Source organism: Microbacterium sp. Marseille-Q6965 (assembly GCF_946151065.1).
GTDB lineage: Bacteria > Actinomycetota > Actinomycetes > Actinomycetales > Microbacteriaceae > Microbacterium.
Window position 1 is genome coordinate 298,565 of the sequence record NZ_CAMGZA010000003.1, and the last position, 19,405, is coordinate 317,969.

General features: G+C 72.4%; 20 protein-coding genes. 15 read left to right on the forward strand and 5 right to left on the reverse strand.

Annotation, left to right across the window (positions count from 1 at the left end):
• The first annotated feature begins 46 nt into the window (after positions 1-46).
• From N8N77_RS10455 to N8N77_RS10505, 11 genes are all read left to right on the forward strand, one after another.
• Entirely contained in the window at positions 47-1,057 is a 1,011-nt protein-coding gene (locus tag N8N77_RS10455; RefSeq protein WP_261166775.1) for a permease, read from the forward strand.
• The gene (locus N8N77_RS10460) at positions 1,050-1,853 is read left to right on the forward strand and encodes a TIGR03943 family putative permease subunit (RefSeq protein WP_261166776.1); all 804 of its coding nucleotides are present in this window, start codon (positions 1,050-1,052) and stop codon (positions 1,851-1,853) included. The genes N8N77_RS10455 and N8N77_RS10460 overlap by 8 nt, the downstream gene beginning before the upstream one ends.
• On the forward strand, positions 1,843-3,246 hold the full coding sequence (locus tag N8N77_RS10465; RefSeq protein ID WP_261166778.1) for a hypothetical protein: 1,404 nt from the start codon (positions 1,843-1,845) through the stop codon (positions 3,244-3,246). Before N8N77_RS10460 ends, N8N77_RS10465 begins: the two co-directional genes overlap by 11 nt.
• Positions 3,243-3,926, forward strand: a complete 684-nt coding sequence (locus N8N77_RS10470) for a DNA-3-methyladenine glycosylase (RefSeq protein ID WP_261166780.1) — start codon at positions 3,243-3,245, stop codon at positions 3,924-3,926. Before N8N77_RS10465 ends, N8N77_RS10470 begins: the two co-directional genes overlap by 4 nt.
• 218 nt (positions 3,927-4,144) lie before the next feature.
• The gene (gene rpmB, locus N8N77_RS10475) at positions 4,145-4,381 is read left to right on the forward strand and encodes a 50S ribosomal protein L28 (protein ID WP_261166782.1); all 237 of its coding nucleotides are present in this window, start codon (positions 4,145-4,147) and stop codon (positions 4,379-4,381) included.
• Complete coding sequence (gene rpmG / locus N8N77_RS10480; RefSeq protein ID WP_067026508.1) at positions 4,381-4,551, forward strand: 50S ribosomal protein L33; 171 nt, start codon at positions 4,381-4,383, stop codon at positions 4,549-4,551. Before rpmB ends, rpmG begins: the two co-directional genes overlap by 1 nt.
• Before the next feature lie 4 nt (positions 4,552-4,555).
• Positions 4,556-4,861, forward strand: coding sequence for a 30S ribosomal protein S14 (gene rpsN / locus N8N77_RS10485; RefSeq protein WP_261166784.1), 306 nt, complete (start codon positions 4,556-4,558; stop codon positions 4,859-4,861).
• A gap of 88 nt (positions 4,862-4,949) precedes the next feature.
• On the forward strand, positions 4,950-6,080 hold the full coding sequence (locus N8N77_RS10490; protein ID WP_261166785.1) for an alpha/beta hydrolase: 1,131 nt from the start codon (positions 4,950-4,952) through the stop codon (positions 6,078-6,080).
• Positions 6,081-6,162: 82 nt separating this feature from the next.
• The gene (locus N8N77_RS10495; protein ID WP_261166786.1) at positions 6,163-7,509 is read left to right on the forward strand and encodes an MFS transporter; all 1,347 of its coding nucleotides are present in this window, start codon (positions 6,163-6,165) and stop codon (positions 7,507-7,509) included.
• A gap of 247 nt (positions 7,510-7,756) precedes the next feature.
• Entirely contained in the window at positions 7,757-8,044 is a 288-nt protein-coding gene (locus N8N77_RS10500) for an HU family DNA-binding protein (RefSeq protein ID WP_261166787.1), read from the forward strand.
• Between the two features lie 90 nt (positions 8,045-8,134).
• Positions 8,135-10,102, forward strand: a complete 1,968-nt coding sequence (locus tag N8N77_RS10505; protein WP_261166790.1) for a bifunctional copper resistance protein CopD/cytochrome c oxidase assembly protein — start codon at positions 8,135-8,137, stop codon at positions 10,100-10,102.
• Between the two features lie 12 nt (positions 10,103-10,114).
• On the opposite strand, the gene N8N77_RS10510 is transcribed toward N8N77_RS10505, so the two are convergent.
• The gene (locus tag N8N77_RS10510; RefSeq protein ID WP_261166791.1) at positions 10,115-11,230 is read right to left on the reverse strand and encodes a hypothetical protein; all 1,116 of its coding nucleotides are present in this window, start codon (positions 11,228-11,230) and stop codon (positions 10,115-10,117) included.
• A gap of 150 nt (positions 11,231-11,380) precedes the next feature.
• Here N8N77_RS10510 and N8N77_RS10515 point away from each other — a divergent pair, with 150 nt between their 5' ends.
• The 4 genes from N8N77_RS10515 to N8N77_RS10530 all read left to right on the forward strand — a co-directional run bounded on the left by N8N77_RS10515 (position 11,381) and on the right by N8N77_RS10530 (position 16,577).
• Positions 11,381-12,751 (forward strand): ATP-dependent RecD-like DNA helicase, encoded by a 1,371-nt coding sequence (locus N8N77_RS10515; protein ID WP_261166793.1) that lies wholly within the window; start codon positions 11,381-11,383, stop codon positions 12,749-12,751.
• 73 nt (positions 12,752-12,824) lie between these two features.
• Complete coding sequence (locus N8N77_RS10520) at positions 12,825-14,108, forward strand: serine hydrolase (RefSeq protein ID WP_261166794.1); 1,284 nt, start codon at positions 12,825-12,827, stop codon at positions 14,106-14,108.
• 37 nt (positions 14,109-14,145) lie between these two features.
• Positions 14,146-15,033: a DMT family transporter gene (locus N8N77_RS10525; protein ID WP_261166795.1), complete on the forward strand. Its 888-nt coding sequence runs from the start codon at positions 14,146-14,148 to the stop codon at positions 15,031-15,033.
• Positions 15,034-15,083: 50 nt separating this feature from the next.
• Positions 15,084-16,577: a carboxylesterase/lipase family protein gene (locus N8N77_RS10530; protein WP_261166797.1), complete on the forward strand. Its 1,494-nt coding sequence runs from the start codon at positions 15,084-15,086 to the stop codon at positions 16,575-16,577.
• A 25-nt stretch (positions 16,578-16,602) separates the two neighbouring features.
• Here the strand turns inward: N8N77_RS10530 and N8N77_RS10535 are convergent, their stop codons facing one another.
• The 4 genes from N8N77_RS10535 to N8N77_RS10550 form a co-directional block, all read right to left on the reverse strand.
• Positions 16,603-16,989, reverse strand: a complete 387-nt coding sequence (locus tag N8N77_RS10535; RefSeq protein WP_261166798.1) for a hypothetical protein — start codon at positions 16,987-16,989, stop codon at positions 16,603-16,605.
• Positions 16,990-16,998: 9 nt separating this feature from the next.
• Complete coding sequence (locus tag N8N77_RS10540; RefSeq protein ID WP_261166799.1) at positions 16,999-17,616, reverse strand: flavodoxin family protein; 618 nt, start codon at positions 17,614-17,616, stop codon at positions 16,999-17,001.
• A gap of 394 nt (positions 17,617-18,010) precedes the next feature.
• A complete protein-coding gene (locus N8N77_RS10545; RefSeq protein ID WP_261166800.1) occupies positions 18,011-18,781 on the reverse strand; it encodes a hypothetical protein in 771 nt (256 codons plus the stop codon).
• 102 nt (positions 18,782-18,883) lie between these two features.
• Positions 18,884-19,384 carry a DUF4913 domain-containing protein gene (locus N8N77_RS10550; RefSeq protein WP_261166801.1) on the reverse strand — a complete coding sequence of 167 codons (501 nt, stop codon included), beginning with the start codon at positions 19,382-19,384 and terminating at the stop codon, positions 18,884-18,886.
• Positions 19,385-19,405: the final 21 nt, after the last annotated feature.

Consider the following 19,405-nt stretch of genomic DNA (forward strand, 5'->3'; position numbering starts at 1 on the left):
GGCCCGAGCCGTGCACCCGCAGCACAACGAAGGCAGATCGAGCACGATGACCACGATTCAGGCGCCGACTCGCCGTCGGGCGGGCGTTCTTCCTTCGTTGTGCATCGGCCTGGCGGTCGTGGCGGCGCTGTTCGCGATCGACGCGTTCGCGCCCGCGCTGTTCCCGGCCGATCTGCCGACGCGCGCGCAGGACGGCCTGACCCTCGCGCTGAGCGTGCTGATCGAGGCACTGCCGTTCGTGACGCTCGGCGTGGTGCTGTCGATCGCCGTGCAAGTGTGGCTTCCGGACGGTGTCATCGAGAGGATCCTCCCGACAGCGGGGTGGGCCCGCCGCGCCGTGCTGTCGCTGCTGGGCATGTTCATCCCCGTGTGCGAATGCGGCAACGTGCCCTTCGCGCGCGGGCTGCTCATGCGCGGCCTCGGGCCGAGCGACGCCCTGGCGTTCCTCGTCGCCGCCCCGATCGTCAACCCGATCGTCATCCTCACCACGCATCAGGCGTTCGGCTGGAGCGATGGCATCCTCGTGGCGCGCCTGCTCGGCGGCTACGCCATCGCCAACCTCGTGGCATGGCTGTACAGCCGTCACCCCGATCCGCAGCGGATGCTCACCGACCGATTCGCGCAGACGTGCGAGGTCGTGATCAACGAGCCCGGCTCGCGCGGGCGGCGCAGCATCGCGCAGCTCGTCGTCGAGCTGCGCGCCGTGATGCCGGCCCTGATCATCGGGTCGGCCCTCGCCGGCGCGGTGCAGGTGCTCGTGCCGCGCGACGCGCTCGTCGCGATCGGATCCAACCCCGTGCTGTCGATCGTCGCGATGATGCTCCTGGCCGTGACGGTGGCCATCTGCTCCAACGTCGATGCGTTCTTCGCCCTGTCGTTCGCCTCGACGTTCTCGCCCGGGTCGCTCGTGGCGTTCCTGCTGGTCGGGCCGGTCGTCGATCTCAAGATGATCGCCCTGATGCGCACGACGTTCACCTGGAGGGTGCTCGCCGGCATCGTCGTCGTGGTGATCCTGTCGGCCTTCGCGATCGGGATCGGGGTGAACCTGCTTGTCTGAGCGCCTCGGATCCCTCGGCACGCGCTGGCTCGGACTGGGCCTCGCGTCGGTGCTCGCCGTCGTCACGATCGGCCTGGCCACGACCGGCCGCCTCGCGCTCTACATCAACCCGGCCCAGAACTGGTTCGCCGTCGGCATGGCGGTGATCGTGCTGATCGGCGCCGTCGCCTCGTTCGCGCTGCCGCTGGGCGCCGAGGCGGATCACGGCCACGACCACGGCGGGCCCGCCCGCGACCCCGACTCGTCCGCCCACGACCACGGCGAGCACCGCGCCGCCTCGCGCGGGCCGCGGGCCGCGCTCGTGGTGGGTGCGGTCGGCGGCGCGCTCGCGACCGGCGTGACCGCAGGGGCGATCCTGCTGCCGCCGGCGTCGCTCTCGGTCGAGCTGGCGATGGAGCGCGACACGGGAACCGCGCCGCTGTTCGCGGGCGCCGACGACGTCGTGCTCGCCGCGGGGTCGGACACGAGCGACTACGGCGTGGGTGACTGGGCCGCCGTGTTCGCCCGCGCCACCAACCCCGACGCGTTCGACGGCGCGGAGGTGGCGCTCACCGGCTTCGTCACCCCCGCGGGCGAGGGGGAGGACGGCATTCGCCTGGGCCGGCTCGTCATCACCCACTGCGTCATCGACGCGCAGCCCGCCTCGCTCCCCGTCGCCCCCATCGAGGCAGACGTGCCCGTCGGCGCCTGGATCAGGGTGGAGGGCGTCGTGACCGCGACGTCCCAGGGCGAGCTCGTCGTCGAGCCGACGTCGGTCGCCGAGGTCTCCGAGCCCGAGGACCCGTATGAGTACTGATCGCACCCCGCGCCGCGCCGCGCGCCTGCGATCGGCGCGCCGCCGCTTCATCGTGGCGTTCGCCGCCGTCGTCGGCGCGCTCGCGGTGCTGGCCGGGGCCGGGGCCGCCGTGAGCCTCGGGCAGGGTCCACGGCTGAGCGACGTGCAGGTCGACCCCGCCGCGGCCACGGAGATCGCCGGCGGTCGCGCGATCCTCACCGCCAACCAGGCGCTCGCCGAGATCGATCCCGCGCAGGTGGTCGTCGAGCCGGAGGCCGCCCATACGGTCGAGGCGGCCGGGCGCGCCGTCGGTGTGCGCTTCACGGCGCCGCTGGATGCCGACACCGAGTACCGCATCTCGGTCGAGGGCGTGCGCGGCGTCGGTGGCGGGCCGGCGTCGACGCTGGAGACGAGGTTCCGCACGCCTCCCGCCGAGGTCCTCATCCTGGAGCGCAGCGAGACGGGCGACGACACGATCTACCGCAGCGGCCTCGACGGCGACCGGGTGGCGGTGCTGACGCACCCCGAGATCGACGACTTCCGCGCCACGAGCGATGCCATCGTCGTGTCGGTGCGGGAGGACGGGCGCGCGCGCCTCATCGTGACCGACAGGGACGGACGCAACGCGCGCGACGTCGCGCTGCCCGGCGAGGGGATGCTCGCCAGCCTGCAGGTATCCGAGCGTGGCGGCACGATCGGGTACACCTACACCGACCTCGACGCGGCCACCGGCCGGCAGTCGGTGCTGCATCTGTCGTCGCTGCGCGATCCCGGGGCCGATCCGGTTCCCGTCGAGGTGGGGGAGGAGGCGCCGAGCGTGGATCGCTGGCGCTTCGTGCCCGACTCCTCGGCGCTGCTCATGATCGACTTCGACGGCGAGCTCATCCTCGTCGAGCCGGACGGCGCCGCGCCGGCGTTCCTCGGCACGGCGCTCACGATCGACGCCGTCACGCGCGGCACGTACACCGCGATCGTGGAGCGGATCGATGCCGGGCTCGTCACGCTCGATCTCGCGACGGGCGAGGAGACGCCGATCCCGCAGGCGGACCCCGAGCCGGGCACGCTCGGCTACGTCGTGCCGCTGCCGGATGGCGACTCGGTGCGGCGATACGCCGTGCTCGGAGAGGACGGCCTGCCCGTGGGCGCCTCGGTCGTGAACGTCTCCGCCGACGGGGAGACGCGGGAGCTGCTCGAGGTGGCCGCCCCCGACGTCGTGCAGCAGGTGTGCGTCTCGCCGAGCGGCCAGTACGCCGCGGTGCTCGTGGCCCCCGACCTCATCTCGAATCCTTACGACATGGCCGCCCAGCCCCTGCCCCGCACGCTCGAGACACGGATCGTCGAGGTCGACTCCGGCGAGCCGGTGGGCACCCTGCCCGGCTTCGACATCTCCTGGTGCCAGGTGGGGCCGTGGTGACGGGGCTGCGGCCGGCCACCCGCGACGACCTGCTGCCCCTCGCGGTGGAGGTCGCCCCCCGCCTGCTGGGCGCCGTGCTCACCACGGCGGTCGATGCGGGGGACGGACCGGAGACCGTCGCGGTGCGGATCACGGAGGTGGAGGCGTATCACGGCGCCGGGTCCGGCGACGTGCCCGATCCCGGATCGCACGCGCGGATGGGGCCCACCGCCCGCAACGCCACGATGTGGGGCGAGCCCGGTCACCTGTACGTGTACCTCAGCCACGGCATCCACTCGTGCGTGAACGTCGTGTGCGGGCCGGTCGGTCGCGGCGACGGGTGCCTCCTGCGTGCCGGCGAGATCGTGCGCGGCGCCGACATCGCCCGCCGCCGCCGGCACGTCCGAGGCGTGGCGCGCACCGACCGCGACCTCGCGCGCGGGCCCGGCCGGCTGGGGGACGCGGTCGGCCTGCGGCACGCGCTGCACGACGGCATCGACGCCGTCCGACACGTTCCCCGGGCGGGCGCGGTGGCGCGGCTCGAACTGCCCGTGGTGCCGCTCGCCGACTATGCGACGGGCCCCCGCGTGGGCGTGGCCGGAATCGCGGGGACCTCGGCGTACCCCTGGCGCTTCTGGATCCCGGGTGATCCGACCGTCTCGGCGTTCCGCCCCGGGCGGGGGGCGGCGTCCTCCTCGTGACCCGCGCGGCGCGAGGGAAGCTCGGTCGAGGAGCGATCCGCCTCCCGAACCGGGACGAGCGGGAGATCTGATAAAGTAGTCGTTTGTCTGCGTGCACTCCTGCGCGTAGTTCGTGCGTGTCCCACTCGAACACAGCCCGCAAGGGCGGGTGCGACACGTGCAGACAAGAGATCTTGGGTGGTCCCGTCCGGGGCCACGGTACTGAAGGAGAGTGAACCATGGCTGCTGTGTGCCAGGTGACCGGCGCCACGCCTGGTTTCGGTCACAACATTTCGCACTCGCACCGCCGGACGAAGCGTCGCTTCGACCCGAACGTGCAGAAGAAGACCTACTACGTTCCGTCGCTCGGCCGTAAGGTCACGCTGAACGTGTCGGCCAAGGGCATCAAGGTGATCGACGCCCGCGGCATCGAGTCGGTCGTGAAGGACCTGATCGCGAAGGGTGTGAAGCTCTGATGGCCAAGAAGGCTCAGGACATCCGTCCCATCATCAAGCTGCGTTCGACCGCGGGCACGGGCTACACCTACGTGACCAAGAAGAACCGCCGCAACAACCCCGACCGCCTCGTGCTGAAGAAGTACGACCCGGTCGTCCGCAAGCACGTCGAGTTCCGAGAGGAGCGCTGATCTCATGGCCAAGAAGAGCAAGATCGCGCGTAACCACCAGCGCGCGGAGGTCGTGGCCCGCTACGCCGAGAAGCGCGCTCAGCTGAAGAAGACGCTCGTCGACCCGAACGCCTCGGACGACGAGCGCGAGGCGGCCCGCCTCGGCCTGCAGAAGCTGCCCCGCGACGCGTCGCCGGTCCGCCTGCGCTCGCGCGACGCCATCGACGGTCGCCCCCGCGGCGTGCTGACGAAGTTCGGCATCTCGCGTGTGCGCTTCCGCGACATGGCGCACCGCGGTGAGCTGCCGGGTGTCACCAAGTCGTCCTGGTAAGCACCGGTTCGCCGAAAGGGCGGGGTCTCCTCACGGGGATCCCGCCCTTTCGCGTTCCCGGCCTCGCGTGCGCCGCTAGCATCGGCGTATGCAGCTCGACCCGCTCTTCGCCGAACGGCTCCGGCGCGAGCGGAAGTACTGGCTGGCGCAGGCGGTGCGCCGGCTGAAGTCGCGGCTCGGCTGGCCCTGGTTCATGCGCCCCACGGCCGAGCACGACGTGGAGTCGGTGAGCCCCGCGGAGAAGGACGTCGCTCGCCGCGCCGCGCGCGCCGAGACTCGGGTGGCGGCTCAGCAGCATCGACCTCACGCCTCGCAACGCCGGGCGGCTCACCGGCGTCAGGCCAAGGCGTGGGATCGCAAGGAACTGGCGAAGTCCGGCGTGCCCGGCCCCGCCGTGCGCACGGCCGAGCACGTCGTGCCTGTCGAGGGGTACCCCGACGTGCGGGTGCGCGTGTACTACCCGGCCGCGGACTGGGACGCCGCGACCGAGGGCCCGATCCCCGCCTGCCTCACGTTCTTCGGCGGGGCGTTCCGGATCGGGGGGATCGACTTCGCCACCACCGACGCCGTCAACCGTCGCCGCGCCGCGGAGGCGCGCGTGGCGATGGTCGCCGTCGACTACGCCCTGGCCCCCGAGCGGAAGTTCCCCACCCAGGTGGAGCAGGGCATGGCCGCGCTCCGCTGGCTGTTCGACCATGCCGAGGAGCTCGGCGTGGACCCCGCCCGTGTCGGCCTGCAGGGCACCTCGGCCGGGGGCAACATCGCCGCCGCGGTCGCGCTTGCCAATCGCGACCGCGACGCGCTTCCCCTGCGCGGCCAGCTGCTCGAGGTGCCCGTGGTCGACCTCACAGGCCGGCACATCGATTTCGCCGCCACGCGCGCGCTCGGCATCCCGACGATCATCATGGCGCGCGAGCTCATCTCCGTCGCGCGCACGTACCTGCGGCACCGTCGCGACGCGAAGAACCCGCTGGCCTCGCCGATTCGGGCCGCGTCGCTGGCCGGCCTGCCGCCGGCCGTGATCTTCACGGCCGAGTACGACCCCCTGCGCGGCGACGGCGCCGCGTACGCGGCGGCGCTGCGGGCTGCGGGCGTCGAGGCGAGCGCCGTGCAGTACCTGGGTGTGCCGCACGACGCCGCGGTGTACGCGGGGGTGCTGCCCGCCGCGCGGCGCTGGCATCGCGACGTCGTGGCGGCGCTGCGCCTGCTGCACTCCTGACGATCACTACCGCCATAGGGACACGTCGCCTATGCTGGCGCGTGGCAAGGAAGCCTGTACCCGATGAAGGATACGGAAACCGATGACGACGACTGTCTCCCCCAGCGGCCCCGCGCGCGACCTGCGCGACCATCTCGAGCGCGCCCCGATGTCGCTCTACCAGTGGATCATCGTGGCGTGCGCCGTCTTGCTGAACGCCCTGGACGGCTACGACGTCGCCTCGATGTCGTTCGTCTCGGTGCGCGTGGAGGAGGAATTCGGCCTCAGCGGCACCGAGCTGGGCGTCGTCATCAGCGCCACGCTCATCGGCATGGCCATCGGCTCGATCGCCATCGGCCGCATCGCCGATCTGATCGGCCGCCGCTGGACGGTGCTCGGGTCGACGACGCTCGCGACGCTCGGCATGTACCTCGCCGCCACGGCGACCGACGTGACGCAGCTCGGCATCTGGCGGGTGCTGACGGGCCTCGGCGTGGGCGGCATCCTCACGAGCATCACCGTGATCACCGCGGAGTTCGCCTCCAACCGATGGCGCGGGCTCGCCATCGGCGTCTATGCCGCGGGCTACGGCGTGGGCGCGTTCGCGGGTGGCATCGCGGCGAACGGCCTGCAGGCGGACTTCGGGTGGCGAGCGGTCTTCCTCGCCGGCGCGCTGGCCAGCACCGCGCTCCTCGTCATCCTCGTGTTCGTACTGCCCGAGTCGGTGCAGTTCCTCACGCGCCGTCCGGGCTCCGACAGGGCGCTGGCCCGCATCGCCCGCCGCGTGGGCTTCGACCCCGCCCGCGCCTCGGTCGTGGCCGAGCGCACCGCGGCCACCGAGGGCACCCACGCCGGCCTGAGGGGCATCTTCGGTGGCGGCGCCGCGGCCGTGACCCTGCTGCTCTGGCTGGCCTTCTTCACCGTGATGTTCGGCTTCTACTTCGTGAACTCGTGGACGCCGCGCCTCATGGTCGACGCGGGCATGACGGCGGAGCAGGGCGTCACCATCGGCATGATGCTCGCGATCGGAGGGGCGCTGGGCTCGGTCCTCTACGGTGCGGGGGCGGCGCGCATCGACCGCGAGAAGCTGCTGCTCGGGTTCCTCGTGCTCTCCGCCGCCGCGATCGTCGCGTTCGTGCTGACCACGGCGGTCCTCGCCCTCGCGTTCGTGCTCGGCGTGGTCGTCGGCATGCTCGTCAACGGCTGCGTGGCCGGCCTCTACGCCGTCGCCCCCACGCGCTACGGCACCTTCGCGCGCGCTACGGGCGTCGGTGCGGCGCTCGGCGTCGGGCGTGCGGGGGCGATCCTCGCTCCCATCGCGGCCGGTTCGCTCATCGACGTGGGCTGGACCAACGTGGCGCTGTACTCGAGCACGGCGGGCCTGCTGGTGGTCGGCGCCGCGGCGGTGTTCCTGCTCACGCGTCGTCCGGCGGTGTCGGACGGGGCCTGATCGCCGCCGCTGGTGTCGCCGTGCCCGCCGCTCTGCCAGGGGGCGGGTCGCGCCGCCGGGTCCACAGGCGTCACATTGGTCACTCCCGAGGCGCGACACGCCGCCCGGATTGGGGCAAAAGTCGCGGAAATCCGCGGAATGCCGGGCCTCGTTGGTACATTCAAGGCGGTCGAACGACCACCCGGGAGCAACCGCCCCCGGCCGACAACACCACGTTCTGCGGCGTCCTTCGCCGCTGGAGGATGACATGGCCGACAAGAACATCACCAAGACCGAGCTCGTTGCGAGCATCGCCAGCGCGACCGGTCAGAGCCAGGCCGCCGTCTCGGGCGTGCTCGACGCGCTCTTCACGACCGTCTCGGAGGCCGTCGCCAAGGGCTCGAAGGTCTCGATCCCCGGTTGGATCGCCTTCGAGCAGGTTGAGACCGCCGCTCGCACCGGCCGCAACCCCCAGACCGGCGCCGAGATCAAGATCCCGGCCGGCAAGCGCGTCAAGGTGACCGCCGGCTCCAAGCTGAAGAGCGCCGTCAAGTAAGACCGCGTTCGAAGGGCCGCCCCGCGGGGCGGCCCTTTCGCGTGTGCGCCCGGCGGCCTTCGCCCAGCGACGGCACATAGGGTGGAACGCGTGAATCCGCGCCTTCTCCGGCTTTTGGGACCCGCGATCCTCGTCGCGGCCGCCGTCGCGACGGCGGCATGGGCGCTCGCCTTCGCCGGCGGCGCGGATCCGCTGTCGATCGGTGACGCCGGCCCCTTCGTGCGCTGGGGGCTGCCGCTCGCCAAGCTGATCGTGAACCTCTCGGCCGCGGCGATGCTCGGCTCGCTCGTGCTCGCCCTGTTCGCGATGCGCTCGGGCGAGCGGGAGTTCGACGTCTCGCTCGACACCGCGTCGATCGGAGCGGCCGTGTTCACGGTCGCGTCGGGAGCGGTCGGCTTCCTCACGTTCCTCGACGTCTTCAACGCCCAGCTCAGCCCCGGACCGGAGTTCGGCGCCCAGCTGGGTCGCTTCCTCGTGGAGACCGAGCTGGGTCGTACCTGGCTGATCACGACGATCGCCGGTGCCGTGGTCACCGTGCTCGCGTTCGCCGTGCGCGGCTGGACCCCTACGCTGCTCACGGGCGGGCTCGCCGCCGTCTCGCTCCTGCCGATGGCCACGCAGGGGCACTCCGGGGATCTGGCGAGCCACGGTCTGGTGGTCACCGCCATGGCCATCCACATCGTCGGCGCCGCCGTCTGGCTCGGCGGCCTGCTGCTGCTCGTCGTGGCGCGCCCGGTGCTCGAGGCGGATCGCGTGCGCATCGTGCTCGAGCGCTACTCGTCCGTGGCGCTCGTGGCGTTCCTGCTCGTCGCGGCCAGCGGCATCCTGCGCTCCGTGGCGGCCATCACGTCGCCCGCGCAGCTCGTGACGACCCCGTACGGAATCGTCCTGGTCGTCAAGATCGTCGCGCTGCTCGCGATGGGCGCGCTGGGCGCGTGGTATCGCCTGCGGCTCATCGCGCGCGAGGGCCGCGGCCTGTTCTGGCGGGTGATCGCGCTGGAGCTTGCGCTCATGGGCGTCGCCTCGGGTGCCGCCGCCGCGCTCGCCCGCTCCGCTCCGCCGGTGGGTGACGAGGCGCCGCTCGCGCAGTCGCCCGCCGAGATCCTCACCGAGGCGCCGCTGCCACCCGAGCTCACCCCGACGCGTCTGCTCACGGAATGGGATCTCGACCCGCTGTGGCTGCTCGTCGGCGCCTTCGGCATCGGCTTCTACCTGCGGGGAGTGTGGCGCCTGCGCCGACGCGGCGACGAGTGGTCGCTGTACCGCACGGCGCTGTGGGTGCTCGGCATGCTGCTGCTCATCTGGGTGACGAACGGCCCGCTCAACGCATACGGGCACTACCTGTTCAGCGCGCACATGCTGATGCACATGCTGCTCAGCATGGCGATCCCGCTGCTGCTCGTGCCCGGCGCGCCCGTCACGCTGGCCGCGCGCGCGATCGCCCGCCGCGACGACGGTTCGCGCGGCGGGCGCGAGTGGGTCCTCTGGTTCGTTCACAATCCCGTCGCGCGCGTCCTGACGCATCCCCTTGTGGCGGCGGGCATCTTCATCGGGTCGCTGTGGCTGTTCTACTTCAGCGAGCTGTTCCGCTGGAGCCTGTACGACCACCTGGGCCACGAGTGGATGGTCGCGCACTTCCTCATCTCGGGGTACCTGTTCGTGCTGTCGCTGGTGGGCATCGACCCCGTGCCGTACCGGCTTCCGTACGCGGGCCGGCTCGTCACGCTCATCGTCGTGATGGCCATGCACGCCTTCTTCGGTATCGCGATCATGAGCCAGTCGGGGCTGATGGTGGCGGAGTGGTACGGCGCGCTCGGTCGCACCTGGGGGCCGACGCCGCTCGAGGATCAGTACATCGGCGGCGGCATCGCGTGGTCGGTCGGCGAGATCCCCACGCTCATCACCGCCATCACCGTCGCGATCCAGTGGAGCCGCAGCGACGAGCGCCAGCAGCGCCGCAGCGACCGTCACGCCGATCGCACGGGTGACGCCGAGCTCGAGGAGTACAACGCGAAGCTGGCGGCTCTGGCCGAGCGGGATCAGCGGGCCGGGATCTGACGCGCGGCGGCGTCAGCCCTCCAGGAGCGGAGCGCCGATCCGGATCTGTGCGGATCCGTCGGCGAGCATCTCGACCGTCCCGTCGATCGTGAAGGGCACGTCCTCCGAGACGTGCGTCACCGCCCCCGTGGCGATGGACTGCACGTCCATCTCGATGTGCGCGACGCCCGTCGCCTCGGCGATCCGCCAGTACGCGCCCTCCGGGATGAGCTCGATCGGCGGCTGCTCGACGATCGACCACGTCGGCAGGCTGCCCGGCGCGAGCCGGTTCTCGAGCGACACCCAGAAGGGGCAGCCGGCCGGCTGCAGCACCTGCTGCGACGCGCACTGGTCGGTGAGGAAACCGCTCACCTGCTCGGAGACGACACGGAGGAACTCGGCAGTGGGCTCGGCCTGCAGCTCGACCGAGACCGCCGCGAGCGGATCGGTCACCAGGGCGCGCGACGGGGCGGCGACGGTCGTGGGCGTGTCGACGGCGACCTCGTACGCCCCGGGCGCGAAGGCCAGCAGCGACACCGGCGCGAGCGGGTCGGCGTCGACCCCCTCCGGGGAGACCTGGCGCTTGTCCAGCTCGAAGCCGTTCACGCTGAAGGTCATCGACCCGTGCACCGACACGTCGATGACGGACAGCGGGCTGCGCGCGAAGCCCCATGCCGGCACGAGACCGCTCCAGCCGATCGAGGCGATTCGGAAGGTGGACTGACCAGGGGTGCCGTCGATGCGGTACGCCACGGTCACCTCAGTCTGCCCGTCGACCGCCCGCTCCGAGACGGCGTGGACGTCGGTGACGTGACGGCTCAGCGCGGCCGAGCGCAGCAGCGCGTCGTGGGCAGACGCGGGCAGGCCCGCCGCCTCGAGCTCGGCGGTGTCGACGGCGACGCCCTCCATCGCGAGCGCGTCGGCGGCGCGCCCCTCGGCGATGAGGCCGACGTATCGCTCGGCGAAGGCGCTGGGGCCCCAGAAGTCGCGGTACAGGGAGGCGAACCCGGCCGCGATCGCCGCGATCAGGAGTGCGCCGACCACGAGCGTCAGCGCGATCTCGATCCCACCGAACCCGCGGCGGGCCGGCGCTGTCGCGGCTGACGGCGGCTCGGACAGCACCACCTCGCCACGCTCCCCCTGCCGCATGGGCACAGTCTATGAACGCGGCATGCGCGCCGGCTGGGCGCCGCCCGGGTCGATACGGGACCGAGATGCGCGCGCGCCCGCGCGCGACCAGTGGCCCGAATCGCCTTCGCCCCTGCCTCCTCTCGGGCTCGCCGTATCTAGCATGGATGGGTGAGCGCGCCGGCACTGTCCGCGGAACAGGAGGCCCTGTTCCGCCTCATCGAGGACACGCGCGAGCACGTCTTCATCACGGGCCGCGCGGGAACGGGCAAATCGACGCTGCTGCGCCATCTCACATGGAACACGAGCAAGCAGATCGCCATCTGCGCCCCCACGGGCGTGGCCGCGCTCAACGTCGAGGGCCAGACGATCCACTCGCTCTTCCGGCTCCCGATCGGCCTGATCGCCGACAGCGACCTCGATCAGAACGACGCCACCCGCAAGATCCTCAACGCGATGGACACGCTCGTGATCGACGAGATCTCGATGGTGAACGCCGACCTCATGGACGGGATCGACCGCGCCCTGCGGCAGGCGCGTGGGCGCCGCGCCGAGCCGTTCGGGGGCGTGCAGGTGGTGATGTTCGGCGACCCGTACCAGCTGGCGCCCGTGCCGCCGCGCGGCGACGAGGCTCGGTACATCGCCGACCACTACCGCTCGTTCTGGTTCTTCGATGCCCACGTGTGGGCCGGACAGGCACCGGCCGCCGACGGATTGATCGACCTGGGACGGCACGGCGCCGACCTCCACATCCGAGAGCTCACCCACATCCACCGTCAGTCGGACGACGGGTTCAAGGCGATGCTGAACGCCGTCCGCTACGGGCGGGTCACCAAGGAGATCGCCGACGTCCTCAATGCCAAGGGCGCGCGCACGCCCCCGGACGACCCGCACGATCCCGTCATCACGCTGGCCACGCGCAACGACCGGGTCAACGCCATCAACGCCAAACACCTCGCCCAGCTGCCGGGGCGCGAGCAGAAGGCGCGTGCGGAGATCAGCGGCGACTTCGGCCGCGGCGACGCCTACCCCGCCGACGAGGAGCTCAAGCTCAAGGTGGGCGCGCAAGTGATGTTCCTGCGCAACGACGTGGCCTCCAAGGGCGAGCCGCCGCGGTGGGTGAACGGCACGATCGGGACCGTCACCAAGATCGTCGGCGAGACCGTGCGCGTGGAGGTGGACCACGAGGAGTTCGAGGTGGAGCCCTCCGTGTGGGAGAGGTACCGCTACGCGTACGACCCGCACACCCGCAAGCTCACGCGCGAGGTCGTGGCCGAGTTCACCCAGTTCCCGTTGCGACTGGCCTGGGCGGTCACGATCCACAAGTCACAGGGCAAGACGTACGACCGGGCCGTCATCGACCTGGGGGCCGGGGCGTTCGCACCGGGGCAGACGTATGTGGCGCTCAGCCGGCTGACGTCGCTCGACGGGCTGTACCTGACCCGTCCCCTTCGTCCCAGCGACATCCGCGTCGACGAGGACGTGCGCCGGTTCATGCGCGGCGTCTGGGAACGGCAGGGCGCGCAGATGCGTGTGGGCTGACCCGTCGCCGCGCGTGGTCCGGGGGCGGTGGGCGCCACGGCTTAGACTCGAGATTTCAGACCGAGGGAGTGGTATGCGGAGCAAGGCACGGCGCGGCGCGGCCGCGCTCGCGGCGCTGATGGCGATCGGTCTGGGGCTGACGGCATGTTCGGGAGCGCCGGCGGCGAGCGTGGCGCTGCCGACCCAGGTGGACGCGGAACTGCCGGGCGAGACCGTCGACCAGTTGCGCGGCGCCGTGGATCAGGCTGTTCAGGCCTCCGGCGCCACCGGTGCGATCGTCGGCGTCTGGGTGCCGTGGAGCGGGACCTGGGTCGCGGGCGTGGGCACGACCGAGCCCGAGGGGGCAGGCACCGAGGTCACGACCGACATGTCGTTCCGCATTGCCGACGTGACCCGCGCCATGACCTGCGACGTGCTGTACGAGTTGGCGGACGAGGGCACGGTCGACCTCGGCGACTCGATCACCGAGCACGTGCCCAGCGTGCCGAACCTCGCCGACGACCCCGGCGACATCACCCTGCAGCAGCTGTGCGACGGCACGAGCGGGCTCGGCGAGTCGTGGAGCACGGCGGCCGGTGCCGTGTACACGACCCCTGCCAGGGAGTGGCACCCGCGCGAGCTCGCGGCGTACGGGCTTGCCCAGGACCGTCAGGCGCCGGGCATGACGTATCGCGACTCGGACGTGGCGTACCTGATGCTGGGCCAGGCGCTCGAGAACGCCTCCGGCCACGGCGCCGCCGCCCTCTTCGACGAGTACGTGTTCGGACCGGGCGGCCTGCAGCAGACGACACTGCCGGGCGACGCCGCCGCCGTGCCCTCGACCACGTCGAGCTACCTGCCGGGTTACGTCTCGTTCCAGGCCGACCGCGACGCGGGATGCGTGGCGCCGACCGACTTCAGCGAGCTCTCGGCCAGCGTCGGCTTCACCGACTCGGGGGTGGTCTCCACCATCGGCGACCTGGGGCGCTACGGCCAGATCCTCGCGGCGAACTCCGTCGCCGAGAAGGACAACGGCCGCTTCGACCACAATCTGCCCGTCAACCCCGACAGTGACACCTGGTTCCAGTACGGCGGTGGGGCCTTCCAGGCCGGCACGCTGCTGGGTCAGCAGGGATCGATCCCCGGCTATGCGGCGAGCGTCTGGGCCGACCCGGTCACGGGGATGTCGGTGGCGGTCGTGCTGAACAACTCGGCCTCGGGCGGCGGGATCGCCGGGCTGCTGGGCCGGGAGCTCGCCGCGATCGCCTCGAAGGCGCCCGCGGCGTCGGGGCAGACGCAGCCGGAGTTCGGGCTGCCGTGGACCGCGGAGTCGATGCATCAGGCGATCGCCGACAGCGCGATCTGCCCGATCGGCTAGTGGCCGCGGAACCGGTCGGCGTCGGCCGGAGCGCGCGGTGAGCGCGGCGCCGCGCTCGGGCGCCCCGCTGGCGCTCGGTCTGGTGGTGCTCGGCCTGGCGTGCCAGGAGATCGGCGCCTCGATCGCCGTGCTGCTGTTCCCGCACGCAGGGCCGCTCGGCATCGTCATGCTGCGCCTCGTGTTCTCCGCGCTCATCCTCCTCGCCCTCGCCCGGCCCTCCCTGCGGGGTCGCTCGCGCTCCGACTGGTGGGCCGTCGTCCGCTTCGGGGCGGTGCTCGCGCTCATGAACGGCTCGTTCTACCTGGCGCTCGAGCGCCTCGACCTGGGCGTCACCGTGACGATCGAGGTGCTGGGGCCGCTCGCGTTGTCGGTGGTGCTCGCGCGCTCGCGCGCCGCCTGGGTCTGGGCGGCCCTCGCGCTCGCCGGGGTGGCGGCGCTCGGTGCGGGCGGTTGGGGAGAGCTCGATCCGGTCGGCGTGGGCTGGGCCCTTGTCGCGGCCGCGAGCTGGGCCGGGTACATCCGCGGCAGCGCGGCCGTGGGGCGCGCGTTCCCGAGGCTCGACGGCCTCGCCCTGGCCATGGCGGTGGGCGCCGTGCTCGCGCTGCCTTTCGGCATCGCCGACGCGGGCACCGCGTTGCTCGACCCCGCGCTTCTCGGACTCGGCGCGGCCGTCGCGCTGCTGTCGTCGACCATCCCGTACGCCGCCGAACTGGCCGCGCTGCGCCGCCTCAGCGAGTCGGCCTTCGGCGTTCTCATGAGCCTCGGGCCCGCCACCGCGGCGCTCGCCGGCTTCCTCATCCTCCGCCAGGACCTGGCCGGGCTCGAGGTGGCCGGCATCGCGCTCGTCGTCGTGGCCAGCGCCGGCGCGGTGTGGGCCTCGCGCACGCGGCACGACGGCGCTCCCGCCGCGGAGCCCGTGGCCTGACGCTCGCCGTCGCCTTGCGAGCGCGGCGCCGGGCCCCGTAGCGTCGCGGTGTGACGGGATCCGAGACCGACGACGCGACGCACAGCATCACCGAGCGGGCCGCGCCCGAGGTGCGGGTGGAGGCCGGTCGCGTGCGCGGGGCGTGGCGGGGCGACTGCGCGGTGTTCCTGGGCGTGCCCTACGGTCGACCGCCGGTCGGGGAGCGGCGCTTCGCCGCCCCGGAACCGGCCGACCCCTGGGACGGGGTGCGCGACGCGACTCGGCCGGGTGCCACGCCGCAGCGCGGTGACACCGGCGTCACGCTCATCCCGGAGCCCTCTGTGCCGGGTGACGACATCCTCAACCTCAACGTCTTCACGCCCTCACCGGGGCCCGAGGCGCGCCTGCCCGTGCTCGTCTACATCCACGGCGGTGGGTATGTGTCCGGTTCGCCCGCCTCGCCCTGGTACGACGGCGCGCCCTTCGCGCGCGACGGGGTCGTCACCGTGGCGATCTCGTACCGGATCGGTTTCGACGGCTTCGGCTGGGTGAGCGACGGCACGACCAACCGCGGGGTGCGCGACTGGTTGCTCGCGCTCGAGTGGGTGCAGCGCAACATCGCAGCGTTCGGCGGTGATCCGGATCGCGTGACGATCGCCGGACAATCGGCCGGCGGTGGCGCCGTGCTCACGCTGCTCGGCATCCCCGCGGCGCAGCCGCTCTTCCGCCACGCGTGGAGCATGTCGCCCACCGCGGTGACGATCTCCGAGGAGGCGGCACGTTCGGTCTCGCGGGCGGTCGCCGCGGCCGCGGGGGTCGGCGCCCCTACGGCCGCCGCGCTCGCCGCCGTGCCGTCCGAGCGGCTTCACGATCTGCTCCCGAACCCGCTCGGCGGCGGCCTCGGTGCGCTCGGACGCGAGCTCGACGGGGGGATCCCGAACATCGGCCCCTCGGTCGACGGCGACCTGATCGCGCGTCCCACCATCGCGTCGCTCGATGCGGGCACGGGGCGCGACAAGCCGCTGGTGGTCGGGGGACTCGACGACGAGTTCTCGATGATCGCCGACGACATCCCGCGCGCGCTCGAGCTCGTGCCGCTGCCGCTGCTGTTGCGTGTGCTCGGGCTGCGCGGCGAGAGGCGCCGCGCCTATCTGGCCGCGAACGGCGAGCTGAGGGCTCGCGGAGCACGCCGCCTGCTCGGCCGGTTCGTCAGCGACACCACGCTGCGCCGCGACGTCGTGCGCGCCGCCCGGGCGCGCGGCGCGTCGACCCCGACTTGGGTCTACGCGTTCTCGTGGGTCTCTCCGACGCGCCACTGGGCGATGCACTGCCTCGACGTGCCCTTCTTCTTCGACGTGCTCGACGCGCCGCAGGTGGATCGCGTGGCGGGCGCGCACCCTCCGGCGGCCCTCGCCCGGGCCTACCATGGCGCGGCGGTGTCGTTCATCCGAGATGGCCGAGTGGGCTGGCGCCCGTGGGCGGACGGCGAGGTCGCCCGCGTGTTCGACGGCGCCGGCACACACGACTCCCGCCGCGCCTACGCGGGTGTGACGCCGCTCGTCTGAGCGCCGGGGAGCCGCGATGCGGCGATCAGCCCCGCACGCCGGCGCCGAGCAGGATGACGAGGAGCACGATCGACACGGCGGCCATGAGCGCCATGAGGCCCGCGAGGATCCGGTTGCGCAGCGACGGCCGGTGCACGGCGAACGCCACGGCGAGCATGGCGACGGCCGCGACGGCGACGATCCCGATCCCGGTGCCGGCCAGGGCCGGGCCGAAGGGCAGAGCGGCGGCCAGCGATGCGATCCCGGCCGCGGCCAGCAGCAGGCCGGGGATCAGCCACCACCGGCGCTTGGGGTCCGCAACACCGGCTGATTGCGCATCAGGGTGGGGTCCTCGGGTCCTCCGGTCGCGCTCATGCGCATCCTCCTTCCGTGCCCTCCTCGTGCGTCGCCGGTGGCGACCGGCCGCGCGCACGGCTCTGTGTCAGGACGGGGCGGGGTACTCGCTCGCGCGCAGCAGGCGCGCCACGTGCACGGCGTTCTGCACCGCGCCGTCCATGGTGGTCCGCACCGCCTCGGGGATCTCGTCGAGATCCTTGTAGTCGGTCGTGCTCATAGCCTCGCCGTTCCAGTACACCGCCGCCTGGGCTGGGATCGTGTAGCCGACATCGTTCAGGGCCTGGAACAGGATGGCCGAGATGTGGTGCGCGCCGTCCTCGTTGCCCACCACGCCGGCGATCGCGACCTTGCCCCACAGGATCGGCCGGCCCTGCTCGTCTGTCGCCGACAGTTCGGCGTCCAGGCGCTCCAGCGCGCGTTGCGCCACGCTGGAGTGCTGCCCCAGCCACGTCGGCGTGACGAAGACGAGGATGTCGGCCTCGAGCACCTGCTTGCGCAGCTCGGGCCAGGCGTCGCCCTCGCCCATGTCGGCCTGCACGCCCGGCGCGACGTCGTGGTCGACCAGTCGCACCTCGAACCCCTCGACGTCGTGCGCGGCCAGTCGCTCGAGGATCTGGCGCGCCATCACGTGCGTACTCGACTCTGCCGGCGACGGCTTGAGGGTGCAGTTCAGCGCGATCGCCGTGACCTTGTTCTCCGCCATGGCCCCGAGGCTACGCCGGCGCGCGGCGGCCGCCCATCGGCTTCCGCGCGACGGGGACGATCGCTACGATCCGCCCGCGGCCCCTGCCGGCGCCACGTTCGCGCGTCAGCGGGGGCGAGCTGGCTGACGGGAATGATGCGGTCGGTGCGGGCGCTCGTACTGCGCGAAACCGGCGCTCATCTGCGTGAAGCGGCGCCACGCCGCGCCATGCGCCATACGGTGCTCCCCGCGCGAGAGCGGCGGGGCGCCCCCCGCATCGGACCGCGCAGCTCCGGAAGAACTCGCTCCCACGTCCACGGGTGCCCCTCGTCAGCCGACACGTGCCGTCATCGTACGCCCCCGGACAGCACTGTCCGCAGGCGCGTCGGGGGAGCCATCTCGTTCGGCCGGCGGGTCAGGCGGTGCGCCAGCCGCGCATCGAGTGGAGGAAGGCGGTCTTGGGATAGCTGCCCCCGGGCGGGCCGATCTCGAACAGGTCGAGCATGAGGAACATCGGGTAGCCGGGCGACTGCTGCAGGCGCTGGACGACGCGGCCGTCGCAGCCGATGACCGTCTCCCCGTCGCCCCACAGCACCGCCCAGGCGTGTGGCGCGCCGGCGTCGAAATCCAGCGGTGTCTCGATCATCTCCGTGGTGAGACGGTCGTCATGATGGGCCTTGATCCCCGTGCGGGCCGTCCATCCTTCCGTGCCCTGGCGGCCGTCGATCTCGAAGAGACAGATCTCGCCCGAGTCACGCGGGCTTTCGTGCTCGGTGCCGACGAGCCAGGCGGCCAGCATGCATCCCGGCGCGCGGCTGGCGCTGACGACGACGTCGATGCGTCCGGCCCGAGGAGCCCACAGCAGGTTCAGCGGCACCGCGGTGCGCACCGTGAGCCCGGGCCTGTGCCGGTGCGTTCCGCGTGTGGAGCCCACCGGCCCGCTGAACGAACCGGTCTGCAGATGCGAGACCCGCAGCGGTGCGTCCTCAGGTCGCCAGTCGGGCTGATCCTCCTCGATGCGCAGCGCGAGCCCGTCGGGCGTGGCCGCGTGGCGACCTCGCGCGCGGTCGGGCGTCGTCCAGTGCTCGAGGTATCGGTCGATCCAGAGGGCGGGGTCGGGTCCGTCCGCGAAGTCGTCCTCGACGTCCGGTGGTCGTGCCGGAGCCGCAGGCAGGAGTTCGCGCATGCGACTCATCATGCTGCAGTCCCGCGCTCCTCGGCCAGGGAACTGTGGCGCCCGGCGCGGCTCCCCTCCGACCCGCCTGCCGGCATCGCCGACGCCGTGGCGTCAGAGGCGGGCGGGCTCGCGCCGTCCGCCGTCGAACATGCCCTGCGGCGGCGCGGCATACGGCAGGGGCTCGCCCGCCTCGCACGTGTTCTCCGCGCCCGTCGCGTCGGAGAACGGACCGTCCGGGGCCATCAGGGCCGTCATGTGGTGGTCGGCGTGGTCTCGCCACCATTCGCTCATTCCGGTCCCCTGGTCCCGCCGCAGGTGCTCCCACGCGCGCCAGAGCGCGTCGAGACGGCTCACGGCCTCGTCGTACTCCCACCAGCGCGCCGCCCAGTAACGGTTGCGACCGTCGACGCGGCGGCGGTAGACCCAGCGCAGGTGGTCGCGCACGAACTCGTCGACCGACGCGTAGCGGAGCGCGGGCGTCGATTCCGCCCGCTCCCCGCGCTCACGGTCGGCCGAGTGCTCCTGGTCGGCGTCGATCACCTCGCCCACGGTCCGGGCCGCGGCGTGCTCCGCGTCGTCCCAGGCGAAGTCCTCGGAACCCCAATCACTCACGATGCATCCCTCCCCGTATTC